The 18,763-nt window shown below is 46.1% G+C and carries 18 protein-coding genes and 4 tRNA genes; 14 read left to right on the top strand and 8 right to left on the bottom strand.

Annotated features, from left to right (window positions below; all coding sequences use genetic code 11):
- Positions 1 to 2 precede the first annotated feature (2 nt).
- Positions 3 to 1,985: a DHH family phosphoesterase gene (locus R5H20_RS23360; protein ID WP_006639808.1), complete on the top strand. Its 1,983-nt coding sequence runs from the start codon at positions 3 to 5 to the stop codon at positions 1,983 to 1,985.
- Entirely contained in the window at positions 1,982 to 2,431 is a 450-nt protein-coding gene (gene rplI, locus R5H20_RS23355) for a 50S ribosomal protein L9 (RefSeq protein ID WP_006639807.1), read from the top strand. The genes R5H20_RS23360 and rplI overlap by 4 nt, the downstream gene beginning before the upstream one ends.
- A gap of 32 nt (positions 2,432 to 2,463) precedes the next feature.
- On the opposite strand, the gene nagE is transcribed toward rplI, so the two are convergent.
- The 7 genes from nagE to R5H20_RS23320 form a co-directional block, all read right to left on the bottom strand.
- Entirely contained in the window at positions 2,464 to 3,834 is a 1,371-nt protein-coding gene (gene nagE, locus R5H20_RS23350; protein WP_006639806.1) for an N-acetylglucosamine-specific PTS transporter subunit IIBC, read from the bottom strand.
- Positions 3,834 to 4,733, bottom strand: a complete 900-nt coding sequence (murQ, locus tag R5H20_RS23345; RefSeq protein WP_006639805.1) for an N-acetylmuramic acid 6-phosphate etherase — start codon at positions 4,731 to 4,733, stop codon at positions 3,834 to 3,836. Before murQ ends, nagE begins: the two co-directional genes overlap by 1 nt.
- Entirely contained in the window at positions 4,730 to 5,461 is a 732-nt protein-coding gene (locus tag R5H20_RS23340; RefSeq protein WP_006639804.1) for a GntR family transcriptional regulator, read from the bottom strand. Before R5H20_RS23340 ends, murQ begins: the two co-directional genes overlap by 4 nt.
- Positions 5,458 to 6,204: a glucosamine-6-phosphate deaminase gene (gene nagB, locus R5H20_RS23335; protein ID WP_006639803.1), complete on the bottom strand. Its 747-nt coding sequence runs from the start codon at positions 6,202 to 6,204 to the stop codon at positions 5,458 to 5,460. The genes R5H20_RS23340 and nagB overlap by 4 nt, the downstream gene beginning before the upstream one ends.
- Before the next feature lie 2 nt (positions 6,205 to 6,206).
- Positions 6,207 to 7,403: an N-acetylglucosamine-6-phosphate deacetylase gene (nagA, locus tag R5H20_RS23330; RefSeq protein WP_006639802.1), complete on the bottom strand. Its 1,197-nt coding sequence runs from the start codon at positions 7,401 to 7,403 to the stop codon at positions 6,207 to 6,209.
- 207 nt (positions 7,404 to 7,610) lie between these two features.
- Complete coding sequence (locus R5H20_RS23325) at positions 7,611 to 8,816, bottom strand: CynX/NimT family MFS transporter (protein ID WP_006639801.1); 1,206 nt, start codon at positions 8,814 to 8,816, stop codon at positions 7,611 to 7,613.
- Positions 8,817 to 8,884: 68 nt separating this feature from the next.
- Complete coding sequence (locus R5H20_RS23320; protein ID WP_006639800.1) at positions 8,885 to 9,028, bottom strand: YycC family protein; 144 nt, start codon at positions 9,026 to 9,028, stop codon at positions 8,885 to 8,887.
- A 142-nt stretch (positions 9,029 to 9,170) separates the two neighbouring features.
- Here R5H20_RS23320 and R5H20_RS23315 point away from each other — a divergent pair, with 142 nt between their 5' ends.
- Genes R5H20_RS23315 through dnaB form a run of 3 tightly spaced genes read left to right on the top strand, consistent with a single transcriptional unit; the run spans position 9,171 to position 10,958 of the window.
- Positions 9,171 to 9,389, top strand: coding sequence for a hypothetical protein (locus tag R5H20_RS23315; RefSeq protein WP_006639799.1), 219 nt, complete (start codon positions 9,171 to 9,173; stop codon positions 9,387 to 9,389).
- Positions 9,389 to 9,556, top strand: a complete 168-nt coding sequence (locus tag R5H20_RS23310; RefSeq protein WP_155910211.1) for a hypothetical protein — start codon at positions 9,389 to 9,391, stop codon at positions 9,554 to 9,556. The genes R5H20_RS23315 and R5H20_RS23310 overlap by 1 nt, the downstream gene beginning before the upstream one ends.
- Before the next feature lie 37 nt (positions 9,557 to 9,593).
- Complete coding sequence (gene dnaB, locus R5H20_RS23305) at positions 9,594 to 10,958, top strand: replicative DNA helicase (protein ID WP_006639797.1); 1,365 nt, start codon at positions 9,594 to 9,596, stop codon at positions 10,956 to 10,958.
- 18 nt (positions 10,959 to 10,976) lie between these two features.
- Here the strand turns inward: dnaB and R5H20_RS23300 are convergent, their stop codons facing one another.
- On the bottom strand, positions 10,977 to 11,243 hold the full coding sequence (locus R5H20_RS23300; RefSeq protein WP_006639796.1) for a holin: 267 nt from the start codon (positions 11,241 to 11,243) through the stop codon (positions 10,977 to 10,979).
- A gap of 267 nt (positions 11,244 to 11,510) precedes the next feature.
- Between R5H20_RS23300 and R5H20_RS23295 the strand changes: the two genes are divergently transcribed.
- The 9 genes from R5H20_RS23295 (at position 11,511) to R5H20_RS23255 (ending at position 18,758) form a co-directional block, all read left to right on the top strand.
- The gene (locus tag R5H20_RS23295; protein WP_006639795.1) at positions 11,511 to 12,803 is read left to right on the top strand and encodes an adenylosuccinate synthase; all 1,293 of its coding nucleotides are present in this window, start codon (positions 11,511 to 11,513) and stop codon (positions 12,801 to 12,803) included.
- A gap of 389 nt (positions 12,804 to 13,192) precedes the next feature.
- A tRNA-Lys gene (locus tag R5H20_RS23290) sits at positions 13,193 to 13,268 on the top strand.
- A gap of 9 nt (positions 13,269 to 13,277) precedes the next feature.
- Positions 13,278 to 13,349 (top strand) — tRNA-Glu (locus R5H20_RS23285).
- Between the two features lie 88 nt (positions 13,350 to 13,437).
- Positions 13,438 to 13,514 (top strand) — tRNA-Asp (locus R5H20_RS23280).
- Between the two features lie 10 nt (positions 13,515 to 13,524).
- Positions 13,525 to 13,597 (top strand) — tRNA-Phe (locus R5H20_RS23275).
- A 418-nt stretch (positions 13,598 to 14,015) separates the two neighbouring features.
- Positions 14,016 to 14,723 (top strand): cell wall metabolism DNA-binding response regulator WalR, encoded by a 708-nt coding sequence (gene walR, locus R5H20_RS23270; RefSeq protein ID WP_006639794.1) that lies wholly within the window; start codon positions 14,016 to 14,018, stop codon positions 14,721 to 14,723.
- A gap of 7 nt (positions 14,724 to 14,730) precedes the next feature.
- Complete coding sequence (walK, locus tag R5H20_RS23265) at positions 14,731 to 16,575, top strand: cell wall metabolism sensor histidine kinase WalK (RefSeq protein ID WP_006639793.1); 1,845 nt, start codon at positions 14,731 to 14,733, stop codon at positions 16,573 to 16,575.
- Positions 16,565 to 17,929, top strand: a complete 1,365-nt coding sequence (locus R5H20_RS23260; RefSeq protein ID WP_006639792.1) for a YycH family regulatory protein — start codon at positions 16,565 to 16,567, stop codon at positions 17,927 to 17,929. The genes walK and R5H20_RS23260 overlap by 11 nt, the downstream gene beginning before the upstream one ends.
- A complete protein-coding gene (locus tag R5H20_RS23255; protein ID WP_006639791.1) occupies positions 17,916 to 18,758 on the top strand; it encodes a two-component system regulatory protein YycI in 843 nt (280 codons plus the stop codon). The genes R5H20_RS23260 and R5H20_RS23255 overlap by 14 nt, the downstream gene beginning before the upstream one ends.
- The last annotated feature ends 5 nt before the right edge of the window (positions 18,759 to 18,763 follow it).

The following is an 18,763-nucleotide window of genomic DNA, read 5'->3' as shown; positions in this document are numbered from 1 at the left end:
GAGTGCCAAGTTTTTATGAAAAACCGTTATTTCGATATCCCATATATTCTTTAATTATCGTCACAATCATTTCTGTCCTCATCAACGTTTATTTTAATTGGGTGGCAGGAGCGGCCGGCATCGTTGTTCTTGGCGTTATTTTATTCTTTTTGAAACGAGCGGACTCTCAAATCAGAAAAGAATTGGATGATTATATTTCGACTTTGTCTTACAGGCTTAAAAAAGTCGGGGAGGAAGCGCTGCTTGAAATGCCGATCGGGATTATGCTGTTCAATGATCAATACTATGTTGAATGGGCAAATCCGTTCATGGCTTCATGCTTTAGTGAAAGTACGCTCGTCGGCAGATCGCTCTATGATATTTGCGAGTCTGTCGTTCCTTTGATTAAGCAGGAAGTCGATACGGAAACGATCACGTTAAACGAGCGGAAATTTAACGTGGTGATCAAAAGAGAAGAAAAGCTTCTATATTTCTTTGATGTCACAGAGCAGACGCAGATTGAGAAGCAGTATGAAAATGAACGGACAGTTCTTGCTTACATATTTTTAGACAATTATGATGATGTGACACAAGGGCTGGACGACCAGACAAGAAGCACGATGAACAGCGAAGTAACCTCCCTTCTGAATCAATGGGCCAAACAATACGGCATATTTCTAAAACGGATTTCCTCTGAGCGGTTTATCGGTGTATTAAATGAGCACATTTTAAGCGAGCTGGAAGCATCGAAGTTTTCGATTCTTGATGAAATCCGGGAGAAAACGTCGGTTCATGCGATTTCACTGACATTAAGCATCGGGATCGGCGCATCTGTCTCCTCGTTGAAGGAGCTCGGCGATCTTGCGCAATCGAGCCTTGATCTGGCGCTTGGGCGCGGAGGCGACCAGGTGGCGATCAAGCAGCCGAACGGAAAAGTGAAATTTTACGGCGGAAAAACGAATCCGATGGAAAAGCGGACACGGGTCAGAGCGCGGGTCATTTCCCATGCTCTAAAGGAAATTGTCTCTGAAAGCAGCAATGTTATTATTATGGGGCATAAGTTCCCCGACATGGATTCGATCGGTTCAGCCATCGGGATCTTAAAGGTGGCGCAGGCCAACGGAAAAGACGGGTTTGTCGTGATTGACTCCAATCAGATCGGCGCCAGCGTCCAGCGGTTAATCGGCGAAATTAAAAAATATGAAGAGCTGTGGTCGCGGTTTATTACGCCGGAAGAGGCGCTTGAAATTGCTAAAGACGATACTCTGCTCGTGATTGTCGATACGCATAGGCCGTCTTTTGTTATTGAAGAAAGACTGGTCAATAAAATTGAAAATGTCGTCGTTATCGATCATCATAGAAGAGGGGAAGAATTTATTAAAGATCCGCTGCTTGTCTATATGGAGCCTTATGCTTCATCCACGGCAGAGCTTGTGACCGAGCTGCTTGAATATCAGCCGAAGCGCTTAAAAATCAATATGATTGAAGCGACCGCACTGCTGGCGGGAATTATTGTTGATACGAAAAGCTTTTCTCTCCGCACGGGCTCCCGTACGTTTGACGCAGCGTCATACCTGAGGGCAAAAGGCGCTGACACCGTACTGGTGCAAAAGTTTTTAAAAGAAACAGCCGATCATTATATTAAAAGGGCAAGGCTTATCCAGCATACATCCTTTTATAGAAGCGGCATCGCCATCGCGTCTCTGCCAAACGGCGAGGCGGACGAATACTTTGACCAAGTCATCATTGCGCAAGCCGCGGATTCTCTCCTTTCCATGAGTGAAGTTGAAGCTTCTTTCGCAGTAGCGAGAAGAGACGACAGCACAGTATGCATCAGTGCGAGATCGCTTGGCGAAGTAAACGTTCAAATCATCATGGAAGCCCTTGAAGGCGGAGGACATTTAACAAATGCCGCTACACAGCTGACGGATGTATCGGTTGGGGAAGCGCTCCGGCGTCTGAAAGAAGCGATTGACGAGTATTTTGAAGGAGGCATTCAAACATGAAGGTAATTTTCTTACAGGATGTGAAAGGCAAAGGGAAAAAAGGCGAGGTTAAAAATGTGGCGGACGGATACGCGCACAACTTTTTAATCAAAAAAGGCCTTGCTGTTGAAGCGACGTCTTCCAATATCAGCGCGCTTGAAGGACAGAAGAAGAAAGAGAAAAAAGAAGCGGCTGAAGAGCTGAAACAGGCGAAAGAAATGAAAAAAACGCTTGAAAATATTACAGTTGAACTGACAGCCAAGTCAGGAGAAGGCGGCCGTCTATTCGGTTCCGTCACAAGCAAGCAGATTGCTGACGCGCTGCAAAAAGCACATCAATTAAAGGTTGATAAGCGAAAAATTGAACTGAATGATGCCATCCGTTCGTTAGGATATACAAATGTACCGGTTAAGCTTCATCCTGAGGTACAGGCGACACTGAAAGTACATGTGAAAGAGCAATCATAAAGAGTAAGCCCCTTCTATGAAGGGGCTCTTTTTTATAAATCTTTTCTCATTTCGTTTGCCAAAAATTCAACATCCGTGCCGACGATGACCTGCAGTTCATGCTGGTTTAATTTCACAATCCCTTTGGCTCCCATAGCTTTCAGCGCTTTTTCATCCAATTTCGACGCATCGTGGATCTTGAGTCTGAGGCGGGTCACACAGTTGTTGAGCGTTTCAATGTTTTCTTTTCCGCCGAGCGCTTCAAGATATTGGACGGCAAGGCTTTCGTATTTGGATGACCCCGTTTCCGTGCCGGCCGGCGGTGTATTTGCTTCTTCGTCGTCTTCCCGTCCAGGCGTTTTCAAATTCAGCTTTGTGATCAAGAAGTAAAAAAGGACGAAATAGATGATGCCGTACACCAGTCCGACTGGCAGCAATATCAGCGGCTTTGTGGCGATGCCAAAATTCAAGAGATAATCAATGATTCCCGCTGAAAACGTAAAGCCATGGTGGATGCCCAGCATATTAGTGATGGCCATCGCGCTCGCTGTTAAAACGGCGTGAATGCCGAAAAGAAGAGGCGACAGGAACATAAATGTAAACTCAATCGGCTCTGTGATGCCTGTTAAAAACGATGTGAACGCCAAGCCGATCAGAAAGCCGGCTGTTGCTTTGCGGCGGTGTTTTTTAGCGGCTGCAATCATAGCCAGACACGCGGCCGGAAGCCCGAACATCATGATCGGGAAAAAGCCCGTCATAAAAGCGCCAGCGCTTGGATCTCCGGCAAAGAACCTGTTCATGTCGCCCGTTTTGCCGGCGAATTCACCAAACACCATCCATACCATGTTGTTCAAGATATGATGAAGCCCCAGAGGAAGGAGCAATCTGTTCAAAAGCCCGAAGATGCCGACTCCCAGTGCCCCGGCATGAATAATCCAGCTGCCGACGGCATCGATCGCTTGCTGCGCGTATATCCAGACAAACCCGAAAATGGCCGCGAGAATAATAGAAGACAGAGCCGTCATAATCGGGACGCAGCGTTTTCCGCCAAAAAATCCGAGCCACTCCGGCAGCTTTGCATCTTTAAAACGGTTATACATTATCGCGGCGACGACCCCTGAAATAATTCCGCCAAGCACTCCCATATTCAGGTCTTGATTAATGGCTGCAAGGCCGCCTGTCAAAACAAAATAGCCGATGGCCCCTGACAGTGCTGCGGCTCCGTGTCCATCCTTCGATAAGCCGATGGCAACTCCGATCGCAAAAATGATCGGCAATTGATCAAGAATCGACTGGCCCGAGGCGGCGATAAACGGAATATTGAACATATCTTCTCTTCCTAAAGCGAGCAAAAGGCCCGCGGCAGGAAGAACGGCGATCGGAAGCATTAAAGCGCGCCCGATATTTTGAAGAAAACCAAGCATCATGAAAACCCCTTTCGATGATATTGAATCGCATGTTTTAAACGGCCATTTTCATGGGATAGACAACGGTCTGCATCCTCAAGCGTCCCGTTTGTCAGCACCATAAAAATCGCTGCTTTTATGTTATAGCGGCTTTCTTTTAAAGCCTGTAACGCTTCATCATGTGATATGCCGGTGGTGTTCATTAACATGTCCACGGCCCGGTTTTTCAGCTTTTGATTCAGCAATTTCATATTGACCATCTCGTTTTGATAGACATGGCCGAGACGCACCATGGCCGCTGTTGACAGCATATTAAGAATCAGTTTTTGTGCTGTTCCCGCTTTTAGGCGGGTTGAGCCGCGAATCACTTCCGGCCCTGTCTGGGCTTCGATGGCAATGTCGCTGAACTTGGCCGCTTCCGTCTCTTTGTTGCAGCTGATTGAAACAGAGACGGCGCCAAGCTTTTTTGCATAGGATAAACCGGACAGGACGTAAGGCGTCAAACCGCTGGCCGAGACGCCGACGAATACATCCGCTTTTGAAAATGAACGTGCTTGCAGCTGGGAGATGATCGTTTCCCGGTCATCTTCATTTTCTTCGAGCGGCTTCCACATAGCTTCATAATCTCCCGCGATAAGGCCGACCCACTGATGTTCATCAAGTGAAAATGTAGGGGGAAGCTCAGCGGCATCAAGAACGGCCAACCTTCCGCTGGTGCCTGCTCCCGCGGCAAACACCCTTCCACCTGTCTGAAGACGGCTGGCAATCATGTCAGCGGCATGGGCAATTCGGGGAAGACACGGTTTGACGGCTTGGGGAACGGTTTGGTCTTCCTCGTTCATCAAGGTGACAATATCCAGCGTAGACATTTCATCAAGTGCTCTGCTTTTTGCGTTTGAACCTTCTGTTGTTTTCATCGTTCTTTCCTCTTCATATCAATTACAAATTTGTATCGGTCTCCTCTGTAAACCGATTTCACCAGCTCAAACGGCCTGCCGTCTGTCAAATAGCTGCACCGCTCGATTAACAGGACGGGCGCTCCTTCCTCAATATCCAGCGGTACGCTTTCAGCCTGCTGCGCGATTGACGGTTCAAGCGTTTGCGTGGCTTGGTCGATAGTGAGAGAAAGCGTGTTTTCTACATAATCATATAGCGATGCATTCATAATATCTTCCGTGAGGCCATTGATCAGATCAACGGGCAAGTATGAAATTTCATAAGCCATCGGAATCTCGTCGGCAAGGCGGATCCGTTTTACTTCATAGACGGAAGACCCTTCAGGTATTTCCAATTTGGAAGCCGTTCTTTGATCACACGGAATGGTTCGGAATCCGAGCATCTTTGTCCCCGGTGTCATGCCTCTCGACTTCATGTCTTCAGAAAAGCTCGTGAGTCCTTGAAGGGTTTGCTCGATCTTTGGTTTGGCAATGAATGTTCCTTTTCCCCGCTGCCGCACGAGAATGCCCTCATTTACAAGATTGTTGACGGCCTGCCGGACTGTCATTCTGCTCACTTCGTATTTTTCCGCAAATTCCCTCTCAGAAGGAATGAGGTCCCCCGGCTTTAAATCGTTCGTCTCTGCGAGTTTCTTAATTTCAGTTTCAATCTGGTAGTATATTGGAATGTGGGAATCTTTTTTGATCAAAAGATCATGCTCCTTTCTTTCACAGCCGATAATGCGTCTCTGTCAGCAATGATCACCACGTTCTCATGCATGTTTAATACGGAAGCGGGAGTCCCCTCGTGCGGTTCTTCACTGAGCAGCCTTGCCAGGATGCCGGCTTTGTTCGCTCCTGAGACGAGCAGCAGAATCTGTTTGCTTTTCATAATCGTTGAAATGCCCATCGTGACAGCTTTGGTCGGTACGGATGAAAGTGAGTCAAAATAACGGGCATTGGCTTTTCGCGTCGATTCAGTAAGCTCGACGACATGCGTTTTCGAAGAAAAAGGCGTCCCCGGTTCATTAAAGCCGATGTGGCCGTTCAAGCCGAGGCCGAGCAACTGAAGATCAACTCCTCCGAGCCGCTCGATCAAAGCTTCATAGCGCTCGCATTCGGCTGTCAGATCTGCGGCCATTCCATTCGGCAGATAAGTGTGGCTCGAAGGAATGCCAATATGATGAAACAGGTGCTTTTTCATGTAAAACGTGTAGCTGTTCTCATCATACGGCGCAAGGCCGACATACTCGTCTAAATTTACGGTATACACATGCTGATAAGCCGTTTTATGGCTCAAATGATCCTCCCGTAAGCATTTGTACGTGCCGAGCGGTGTGCCCCCGGTGGCTAATCCGAGCACGGGCGCTGATAACCCGTTCACTTTTTCAATGATGAATCGGGCGGCTTTTTCGCTCATATCCTGATAATGTTCAGCTTCAATGATTTTCATGGTCAAACCTCCCTTTTGCTGAATGCGATAGCTCCTTTACATAGCGTCAGAACGACTTCGTTGTCTTCGTTTAAAATGATCAGATCGGCATCTTTTCCGTTTCGAATGCTGCCTTTTCGTTCAAAAACGCCAAGCTGTTTAGCCGGATTTACAGCTGTCATATAGACGATGTCCTCAAGCGTACACTCTGAAAACTCCAGCATGTTTTGGGCGGCCTGATTCATCTTCAGTATGCTTCCGGCTAATGTCCCGTCTTTTAATACGGCTTGTTTGCCTTTGACGAAAACTTCCTGTCCTCCCAATGTGTAAGTCCCGTTTTGTAAACATTTGGCGCGCATGGCATCCGTAATCAAAATGATGCCTTCCTTCTGTTTTTGCCTGAAGGCCAATTTGACGACGGCAGGGTGGACATGAATGCCGTCGGCAATCACCTCTGCCGTGAGCTCCGGATATAAAAGGGCGCTTCCCGCCACGCCCGGCTCCCGGTGATGCAGGCCCCGCATGCCGTTAAATAAATGTGTCACATGTGAAACACCGGCTTTGATCCCGGCTTTCATTTCCTCGAGCCCCGCGTCAGAATGGCCGGCCGATGCGATGACGCCGGTCTCCTTCAAATAGGAAATCAGTTCCAAAGCCCCTTCTAGCTCCGGTGCGATTGTGACTAATTTAATGTTATTCCCGGACATTTGCTGCCATTCTTTGAATAGAGAAAGATCCGGCGGAATAATATCGTTCAGCGGCTGGGCCCCGCAGCGTTTTGCTGAAATAAAAGGGCCTTCCAGATGAATCCCCAGTATTTCCGCCGTGCCGGGGCGGTTTTCAGCCGACAGGTAGTCTTTCGCGTTTTCGAGTGCATGTTCGATGGTTTCCTTATCCTGTGTCATGGTTGTCGCAAGAAAGCTTGTCGTGCCTTCTTTTGGAAGAGCTTCGGCCATCGTTTTTAAAGCTTCTCTCGTTCCATCCATCACATCGGCTCCATTGGCCCCGTGAATGTGAACATCAATCATGCCCGGCAGCACTTTATAGCTTTCCGGAAGCGGCATCGGCTCCGCTGTTTCAGCCGACTCGGGAATATTCTCCATGGGTCCGCAAGCCTCAATCTTTTCTCCGTTTGTCAGAAGAAAACCGTCTTCTATCATTCCATTTTCGCCGTAAATCGTAAGATGCTTAAAAATATAGCGCTGAGGTTTTGTAGTCATCACAGTCAAAAGTCCTTTCTTGAAAACGTTATCATAAGTATAGAACAGTATAAATCTAGTTGTCTAGACCAATATTGAAAAATAATCGACTTTTACATCCGATCATAAGCCCAAATCCTGCATCAATCCGCATTTTTGTCAGGTGATATGACAGTTTTTTTAAATTTCATCGGATTAAAAAAAGCCGACTGGAATGCCGGCTTTTGATTAAGCTGCTTTCGCATATATATAAAGATTTCTTCCTGCGCCGAGGCCTGTCCCGATCAAGGCGATCAAGGCCGCGATGAAAAGCAGGATCGGCCCGTTCCATGAATGTGTATGATCGTACAGGAAGCCGACAAAGCTTGGACCGATCGCCGCCAGCAAATAACCGGCCGATTGCGACATTCCCGATAGGGCTGCCGCTTGATGCGCATTCTCGCTTCGCAGCCCGATTAATGTCAAAGCAAGGCTGATGCTTGAGCCCTGTCCGACTCCGATCAAAACCACCCATAATGTCAGCAAGGCGGCATTTCCTCCGTACAGAAGGCCTGTCATGCCGGCCAGATAAAGAATGCCGAGCCCGAGGACAATGCTTTTTTGGTCGCGGAAGCGTCCAGCCAGTACCGGTGTTAAAAATGTTGACGGCAGGCTGGCAAATTGCATAAGCGACAGCATCCAGCCGGATAGCGACATGCTCATTCCGTGGGATTTGAGGATTTCAGGAAGCCAGGCGATCGTACAATAAAACAAAAACGACTGAATCCCCATAAAAAACGTGACTTGCCAGGCAATTTTCGACCGCCAGACCGTCTGTCCATCCGTTTTGAGGCTGACCGTGCGGTTTGCGGTATCATGATAGCGGAGCTGGGGAACCCAGATCAAAATCGCCAGGAAGGCCAGTCCCGCCCATACCATGAGCGATGCGCTCCATCCCCACTGCAAGCCGTGTGAGAGCGGAATGCTGATCCCTGACGCCAAAGCGGCAAAAATCGACATTGATGTCGTATAAAAGCTTGTCATGATTCCCGCTTTTTCCGGATATTTATGTTTGATCAGACTTGGCAGCAAGACATTGCAAATCGCGATACCGATTCCGATCAGAGCGGTTCCTGCAAATAATGTGAACGCTTCCCCATAGGAGCGAAGCAAAATTCCGATCAGCAGAACGACCAATCCGATCCAAAGCGTCCTTTCATTTCCGAGCCTTTGCCCGAGCTTAGGGGCCACTGGAGAAAGAAAGGCAAAAGAAAGCAGCGGCAAGGTTGTTAAAAACCCGGCCATCCCGTTTGTCATATCCAGATCGGTGCGGATTGAACTGATCAGCGGTCCGACCGAGGTAATGGAAGGCCTTAAATTAAAAGCGATAAATATAATTCCCGTGATAAGTAAGATGTTGTTGATGCGGTTGCGTCGTGCGTCAATGTGGTGCATGCAGTATTCTCCTTTGCTTTCATGTGAAAAAGTGACATGAAAAAGAAACCCGGAAACACGATCCAGGGTTACTTTTTGTTTTCTTGTTTCTGTATGTCGGCAAGCCGCGCAAGCAGAATATGCTGCGGCATATGCATGATTTGTTCAAGGGGAAGGTTCAAAGATTCAGCAAGCTTTTGAGCCGTTTCGGCAGATATTTGTAAGGGCCTCATATTGTCCTCCATTTTCTATTGTACTAAAGCGGAAAGGGGACGCAACAGTAAATATTGTTCCCGATTTTTATTGTAACATCATATAACAGGTTGTTTGGAAGAAAAAGAAAAAAAGGATATAAAAGAATAGGAGGTGATCATCATGAACGCGCCGTTATCGGTTTTAAAAAAGAAATTGTATGAACAGCAGGTGAGATCACAGGGGATTTACACGTTTGAAGAGTACAAAGATATGCGAAACGTGCTGCAAACGCTGCGCATGAAATTTGCCGCTTATGAGGAATGGGAGCTGTATCAGAAGGCGACCGACGTAATGATCGGTATGCTGCTTAAAGACAATTGGAACGGAAGAATGGAATAATGCCGAATCAGCATCGCCGCGTCATCGCAAGACGCGGACACCCCCTCCTGAATATTCCCCGTATCACCATTTCCGCTGGCGACCACGCCGCATACCGCTATGAAAATATTTCTATAAAAAGCCATTCTCCTAAAGTCTATTTTTTTTCTGTAAAAATGGTAAAATAGACGTTGGGTTATTTTTAATGGGAGGACGGTGCTTAACATGACAGATCTTCTGAATGACAGGCTGCCGCCGCAGAATATTGAAGCTGAACAGGCCGTGTTAGGTGCTGTTTTTTTAGAACCATCCGCACTTACTTTGGCGTCTGAAGTCTTAATTCCAGATGATTTTTACAGAATGTCGCACCAAAAAATATTTAACGCCATGCTTGTTCTCGGAGACCGAGGCGAGCCTGTAGACTTGGTTACAGTCACATCAGAGCTTGCGAATACGGATCTTTTGGAAGAAGTCGGCGGAATTTCTTATTTGACGGATATTGCAAATTCTGTGCCTACAGCGGCTAATATAGAGTATTACGCTAAAATCGTGGAAGAAAAATCGATTCTCCGCCGTTTGATCCGTACAGCAACGTCGATTGCACAGGACGGATACACAAGGGAGGATGAAGTCGAAGATCTCTTAAGCGAAGCAGAAAAAACGATTATGGAAGTCGCCCAGCGCAAAAATACGGGCGCCTTTCAAAATATTAAGGATGTTCTCGTTCAAACGTACGACAATATTGAACAGCTTCACAACCGAAAAGGGGACATTACCGGAATCCCGACCGGTTTTACGGAGCTTGACAGAATGACGGCCGGCTTTCAGAGAAACGATCTGATCATCGTTGCCGCAAGGCCTTCTGTCGGTAAAACCGCTTTTGCTTTAAACATCGCGCAAAACGTAGCGACAAAAACGGATGAAAGCGTCGCGATCTTCAGTCTTGAGATGGGAGCGGAGCAGCTGGTGATGCGGATGCTTTGCGCCGAGGGCAACATTAACGCCCAAAATCTCCGTACCGGAAACTTGACGGAAGAAGACTGGGGCAAGCTGACAATGGCGATGGGGAGCCTGTCAAACAGCGGAATCTTCATCGATGATACACCGGGTATCAGAGTCAGCGAAATCCGTTCAAAATGCCGGCGGTTAAAGCAGGAGAACGGCCTCGGCATGATTTTGATCGACTATTTGCAGCTGATCCAAGGAAGCGGCCGATCAAGTGACAACCGCCAGCAGGAAGTATCGGAAATTTCCCGCGCGCTTAAAGCGCTCGCGAGGGAACTCGAAGTTCCGGTTATCGCGCTTTCTCAGCTGTCCCGCGGCGTTGAACAGCGCCAGGACAAACGGCCGATGATGTCAGACATCAGGGAATCGGGAAGTATTGAGCAGGATGCCGATATCGTCGCTTTCCTATACCGCGATGATTATTATGATAAAGAAACAGAGAATAAAAACATTATCGAGATTATCATCGCGAAACAGCGGAACGGCCCGGTCGGCACCGTTTCACTCGCATTTGTTAAAGAATATAATAAGTTCGTGAATCTGGAACGCCGGTTTGATGACGCGGGTGTTCCGCCTGGTGCATAAATCCCTAAGAGATGCTTCTTAGGGATTTTTTTTATTTCTCGTATCCCGGTTCTTGCCGATTTCAAACAGACCTGTCGCTGTTAAGCCGGCCAAGCCGCCCGCCCATAGGCGCAAAACGAGATCAAGCTCGGTGAATGGGTATGCGGCGGCTCCGATCAGAAAACCAATCAGCAGCGAAACAAGCGGAATCAGGTTTTTAGGCACCCTCACCGTTTTTTTCACAAGCTCAACGAGCGCCAAAATGATGGGCGACAATACGGATGCGAAAATCAATACGGTTTCCATTGGACATTCCCCCCTCCTTACTTTATTAAGTATTGAAGGGAATGCCGTTTTATGTGTATTTGTCCAGGAAAGCGGTTAAGTTGACTAGTTTTTTAGATTTTGCCGAAAAAAGCTCTCTTAAAAAAGAAATATATAAATAATAACGAACGAATATGTTTATGTGTAAAATAAATGTTCGGATTTACGATTGACTTTACAACTCTACACTGATAAACTGGATATGTTTGATATTGATATCGTTTAAAAGGTTAACGGAGGTGCACGGATATGTCTTCAGTAGTTGTTGTCGGTACGCAGTGGGGTGACGAAGGGAAAGGAAAGATCACAGATTTCCTTTCAGAAAACGCAGAGGTTATCGCACGGTACCAAGGCGGAAATAACGCAGGACATACGATTAAATTTAACGGAGTAACGTACAAGCTACACTTGATTCCATCCGGTATTTTTTATAAGGATAAAATATGTGTGATCGGCAACGGAATGGTCGTTGATCCGAAAGCGCTGGTGACGGAGCTTGCGTATCTTCATGAACGCAACGTCAGCACAGATAACCTGAGAATCTCGAACAGAGCCCATGTCATTCTGCCGTATCATTTAAAACTTGACGCGGTGGAAGAAGAACGGAAAGGGGCAAATAAAATCGGCACGACGAAAAAAGGAATCGGCCCGGCTTATATGGATAAAGCGGCCCGCATAGGAATCCGAATCGCCGACCTTTTGGACCGCGACGTTTTCGAAGAAAAGCTTGCCCGCAATCTGGAAGAAAAAAACCGTCTGCTTGAAAAAATGTATGAAGCGGAAGGATTTAAAATAGAAGACATTTTAGATGAATACTATGAATACGGTCAGCAAATCAAACAATATGTTTGCGACACGTCTGTCGTCTTAAACGATGCGCTTGATGACGGGCGCCGCGTCTTATTTGAAGGTGCGCAAGGGGTTATGCTTGATATCGACCAAGGGACCTATCCGTTTGTCACTTCTTCAAACCCTGTCGCCGGCGGCGTAACGATCGGCTCAGGCGTGGGTCCTACAAAAATCCAGCATGTCGTCGGCGTATCGAAAGCGTATACGACGCGTGTGGGAGACGGACCTTTCCCGACTGAGCTTGAAAATGAAATCGGAGACCAGATCCGTGAGGTCGGCCGCGAATACGGCACAACGACAGGACGCCCGCGCCGCGTCGGCTGGTTCGACAGCGTGGTTGTCCGCCATGCCCGCCGCGTCAGCGGAATTACAGATCTTTCTTTAAACTCAATCGATGTATTGACCGGAATTGAAACATTGAAAATCTGTGTCGCATACAAGTATCGCGGGGAAATTCTTGAAGAGTTCCCGGCAAGCTTAAAAGCGCTCGCCGAATGCGAGCCTGTCTATGAAGAAATGCCGGGCTGGACAGAAGATATCACAGGAGCGAAAAGCTTGAGCGATCTGCCTGAAAATGCCCGCCATTACCTTGAGCGAGTATCTCAGCTGACAGGCATTCCGCTTTCTATTTTCTCTGTCGGTCCTGACCGCTCTCAGACAAATGTCATCAGAAGCGTGTACCGGCCGAACTAATCCAAGAGCCTCTGCAATCCGCAGGGGCTTTTTTTCAAGAAAACGGGCAAGTTCTGCCGGTGAAAAATAAGAAAACCATTCGTGGACGCTGCCGGGCGGCAAGGAAGAAACGGGCTTGGGCGTTTAGCTCCTGGGTATTTTGAGATTAAACGAAGCGGGAAAAAAGAGTCCTAAAGCAAAGCTTACAGTCCGTCCGGATGCCACTGCATTGACGGGAACATCATGGAAGCAAAGATTGAGGCGAAACGGCATTCTGTTCTGAATAAAACAGCAAAGAGGAGGAGTATCATCATGAGAGAAAAAATAATTAGAGAAAAAATAAAAAAATATATTGCCACCTCTGTTCGTTCTATGATAATATAAATCTCGTTGTTGCGAAAACAATGCAAGAGCCATTAGCTCAGTTGGTAGAGCATCTGACTTTTAATCAGAGGGTCGAAGGTTCGAGTCCTTCATGGCTCACCATTCTTTGGCGGCCCGTTGGTCAAGCGGTTAAGACACCGCCCTTTCACGGCGGTAACACGGGTTCGAATCCCGTACGGGTCATTGATTTACTTTAGCGTTATTGCTAAATCCCCGCTTGCTTCGGAAAGACCACGATTCTTTTCGAAGCAGGTACTGTAAAAAAATATACGGTCCGGTAGTTCAGTTGGTTAGAATGCCTGCCTGTCACGCAGGAGGTCGCGGGTTCGAGTCCCGTCCGGACCGCCATTTAAATAACGGCTCGGTAGCTCAGTTGGTAGAGCAACGGACTGAAAATCCGTGTGTCGGCGGTTCGATTCCGTCCCGAGCCACTTTAAAGCGCGTCTGCTTTTTGCAGATGCGTTTTTCTTATAGATAAAATGAAAATGTTTGAAAAGATGCGGGAAGTTTGTGAGAGAGAAAAAAAGGGAGGCCGGGCAGCCGGCCAAAGAAGAAGACGTTACTATATAGACGATTAAAAACAAAAGATGTTTCACTTTTCAGTAAAAAAAGTAACGGAAATTTAATTGTTGTGATGGAAACTGAAAAAATGTAATCATGGCAATATTTCCAATTCCTTTCCCTTGAACTATTTTTTTAATTTTTGTCTCATAAACGTTATAATGTATAAGAAATCTATTTTGAGATTGTGATTTGTCATGTGCTTATCCAATGAACTTGAAATATAAAAAAATCATACGGCAGCTTTTATATGCTGTGCATTCAACTCTGAACGAGGAGGAAATGATAATGGATAAAAAGATACTTGTTGTAGATGATGAAAAGCCCATTGCCGACATTTTAGAATTTAATTTGAAAAAAGAGGGCTATGACGTCCATTGCGCTTATGACGGCAATGAAGCGCTGGAGATGGTCGAGGAGCTGAACCCTGATTTAATTCTTCTCGATATCATGCTTCCGAATAAAGACGGTGTGGAGGTTTGCCGTGAAGTTCGCAAAAAATATGACATGCCCATCATCATGCTGACCGCGAAAGATTCCGAAATCGATAAGGTTATCGGCCTTGAGCTCGGTGCTGACGACTATGTGACAAAGCCTTTCAGCACCCGCGAGCTTTTAGCCCGTGTCAAAGCGAACCTCAGACGGCAGAACACGGCGGCGCCTGCGGAAGAAGAACCGGCTTCAAACGAAATCCAAATCGGCTCGCTCGTCATCTTTCCCGATGCCTATGTTGTGTCAAAACGCGATGAGACAATCGAACTGACTCACAGGGAATTCGAGCTGCTGCACTACCTTGCAAAACATATCGGACAAGTCATGACCCGCGAACATTTGCTGCAAACGGTTTGGGGCTATGATTATTTCGGAGATGTCCGGACAGTGGACGTCACCGTTCGCCGCCTCCGCGAAAAAATTGAGGATAACCCGAGCCATCCGAGCTGGATCGTGACGAGACGCGGTGTCGGCTATTACTTGAGAAACCCTGAACAGGACTAATGCCCAAATGAATAAAGTCGGTTTTTTTCGATCCATTCATTTTAAGTTTACTTTAATATATGTTTTGCTGATTATCGTCGCGATGCAGATTATCGGCGTGTACTTTGTAAGGGCAATGGAGGACAACCTTCTCAGGTCTTATAAGGATTCTCTTGATCAGCGGGTGAACAATCTGTCGTACTATCTTGAACAGGAAATGACGAAAGACAGAAGCACCGAATCCTCTACAACATTGAAGGAAGATGCTGAGCGGATATTAAATGATTTCAGCAAGGAAGGCGAAATTCTCGAAGTCAGCCTGATTGATAAAAGCTATGAAGTCATCGCAACCTCCAACCCATACAATCGGGAGGTAGCGGGCAAAAAGACAACTGAAGGAATTATAAAAAGGACATTGCTTGTCGGTCTGCCATATGAAAATAAATTTTTTGATCCGGAACGGGACAGCAAAGTGCGTATTTCCGTCACTCCGATTAAAAAAGCCAATCAAGAGACGATCGGAGCCATTTATGTCGTGGCTTCCATGGATGATGTCTATAATCAAATCCGGACGATCAACATGATTTTAGCGTCAGGAACTATACTTGCGCTTGGCATCACTGCCTTTTTGGGAGTGTTTGTGGCGCGAACCATTACCCATCCGCTATCAGACATGCGAAAACAGGCAATTGAACTGGCGAAAGGGAACTTCTCCCGGAAAGTCAGGAAATATGGAAATGATGAAATCGGTCAGCTTGCAACGACCTTTAATTATTTAACGAGAGAGCTGAAAGAAGCTCAGTCGATGACGGAAGGCGAACGAAAAAAACTTTCGTCTGTGATCGCCTATATGACGGACGGAGTTATCGCGACAAACCGCAATGGCGCGATCATTTTATTAAATACACCGGCTCTCGAACTTTTAAACGTTTCACGTGAAACAGCTCTCGAAATGCCGATTACCTCATTGCTTGGACTTGATGACGAATATACGTTTGAAGATTTAGTCGAACAGCAGGATTCTCTCATTCTTGAAATCGATCAGGAAGAAAGGACATCTGTACTTCGCGTCAACTTCTCAGTGATTCAAAAAGAGCACGGAAAAATCGACGGATTGATTGCTGTTATCTACGATGTCACAGAACAGGAGCAGATTGATCAAGAGCGGAGAGAATTTGTGGCAAACGTGTCCCATGAGCTCAGAACACCGCTTACGACGATGCGAAGCTATTTAGAAGCGCTTGCGGATGGAGCTTTGCAGGACCCGAATATCGCGCCGCGTTTCCTGAATGTAGCGCAAAATGAAACAGAGCGAATGATCAGGCTCGTCAATGACCTATTGCAGCTTTCAAAGTTCGACAGCAAAGACTATCAATTTAATAAGGAATGGATTCACTTTATCCGCTTCTTCTCTCTCATTATTGAGCGTTTTGAAATGACAAAGGAACAGCATGTCGACTTTATCAGCCATCTGCCTGACAGAGATTTGTATGTTGAAATCGATCCTGACAAAATTACGCAGGTGCTGGATAATATTATTTCAAACGCATTGAAATATTCTCCTGAAGGCGGCCATATTACATTTTCCGTCGATGTCAATGAAGAAGAAGAGCTGCTTTATGTCAGTGTCAAAGATGAAGGTGTCGGCATTCCGAGAAAGGATATGGAGAAGATTTTCGAACGCTTCTATCGTGTAGACAAAGCGAGAACAAGAAAGCTCGGCGGAACCGGTCTTGGTCTGGCGATTGCAAAAGAAATGGTACAGGCTCACGGCGGAGACATCTGGGCCGACAGCATCGAAGGAAAAGGAACAACGATCACATTTACCCTGCCGTATAAAGAAGAACAAGAGGATGATTGGGATGAAGCGTGAAACAATAAAAACGATAGTACTGTCCCTTTTAGTGCTGATCAGTCTTCTTTTTACCCTTAACATTTGGGGATTCCAGGGGAATTATGAGAAAGTTGAAGACTCTAAGGCACAGGTCAGCGACAAGCAGCCGATTGCAAATCAGACCAAATTATTAAACGAAGCGGTTAAGCCGCAGCAAATGTTCATCCATGACAATGGTAAACACTATTTGATGAATGATTTAACGCTTTATTCCCAGCTGTGGGATGATATGAGCCGCTGGGAAATAAAATCGCTCAAAGATATTTCAGACGATTTTGGCAAACAGCAGTTCAAAGATTGGCTTTATGCCAAAAATAAAACGGCCAAATTGGATCTCGTCTTTAGCGACAGCATTCCGATTGACGTTTTGCAGCCTCTGTTCAAATGGAGTGCAAATTCTTATGAATATAATTCTTTTGACAGGATCGTCCTGCCGTTCAATGGAGGAAGCGGCACGAAAAAGATATATTTTGTGTCATTCAGCAAAGAAACGGTTGTTGAAGCTGATGTGGAATCAGCCAATTATCGAAACATCCTGTCTGAGATCAACAAAGAAAAATCGCAGATGCCGGTCTACAAGGCTTATCAGATTAATTCCAGACGAGATGTGCTGCTTCCGGTTAATAAACTAAAGCTGACTGAAAAAGAGTACTTTACAGAAACGATCAGCCCAAGTCGTTTTAAAAACGCTCTGTTTGAAGATCCTCAAACCGTGCGGGAGGAAACCAATTTAAACAGGCCCGTTTATTCGGATGGGACGAGCCTTCTGGAGATCTACTCGAATAACAGACAGGTGAAATTCCAGCACCGCAACATGGAACCGAGCTCATCCTATCAAAACGGAGAGCTGATTAATAAAAGCTTTAAATATTTAAATGATACAGGAAGCTGGACCGACGACTATCAGTTTTTCAGCTTGAATGAAAATCAGCAGATCAGCTTTTATCTGTACATGGATCAGCTGCCGGTCGTCAACAGTCAAAGCCAGCCATTCGGAACGACGTCCATTGATATTCGCTGGGCGAATAATGACATCCTTGACTACAAACATCCAAGCTATGTTCTCGGGGCAAACTCAAACCCGCTGAGCAAAAAAAGCAAAGAAATCATGAACGGCAAGGAATTAATCGACTACTTGCGGGAACATGATGAGTATAACTTCGATAACATTGAACAAATTTTTCCTGCTTATGAAATGGTTTCGGTGTCCAGTGAGCAAGACCCGGTTGTCAAGCTTGTACCGACATGGTGCATTAAAATAAACGGCACAGTCCAACCCGTTTCCAAGGAAGATGCAGCGGTGAAGGAGGGCGCGAAAAATGGAGTGGAATAGAACAAAAACGATCTTCATCATCGTCTTCCTCATCCTTGACATCTTTTTGGCTTTTCAATATTTAGATAAACGCAGGATCAATCAGTTCCCGATTTTAGAAAAATCGACACTGCAGGAAGATATGAAAGCTGATCATATTACTTACAACAATTTGTCAAAGGAATCACAAAAAGGTTCTTCAATTTCAGCGCAAAAAAAAGTATTTAAACAGAGCGAGATTAAATCGCTGAAAGGGCAGAAACCGTTAATGGACACTTCTAAAAGTGATTCCCTGACAGAAATAAAAATGGCCTTTTCAGAGCCTATTCCTCTTCCGAAAACGGATATGGAGACAAAAGCAAGGGAAATTGTCAATCAGCAGGTGATAAACGGCAGCAAGTATAAGCTGTGGCGAGTCGATAAGTCGCAAAAGCAGATCATCTTCTTTCAAACCTATAAAGGGGATTATATTTTTCAGGATCAAAACGACAATGCCAATAATGAAATCGGTGAAGTCGTTCTGTTTTACAATGATAAAAATGAAGTTGTTCGGTATAAGCAGTCGATGCTGAAAGAAATCAAAGAAGTCAAAACGGAAAATCTAATTTCCGCTGTAGGTGCGGTTGAAGCGTTATATTATCCGGACTACCTAAAGCCTAACAGTAAAGTTAAAAAGACCGAGCTGGGATATTTCACGCAATATCCTTTGGCAAGCGCGCAAATTTTCGTACCGGTTTGGCGGATCGAAGTACAGCGCAAAACGGACGAAGCCGTAATACATGAAGAGTTTATCGTAGATGCACGGGACGGAGCCGTTCTTCTATCACAGGAGAAAAAGGAAAAATCGTAATGGAG

The organism is Bacillus sp. KICET-3 (genome assembly GCF_033261025.1).
Taxonomy (GTDB): domain Bacteria; phylum Bacillota; class Bacilli; order Bacillales; family Bacillaceae; genus Bacillus; species Bacillus sonorensis.
Note: the sequence above shows the minus strand (reverse complement) of the source record. Positions and strands in the feature narration are given on the sequence as shown.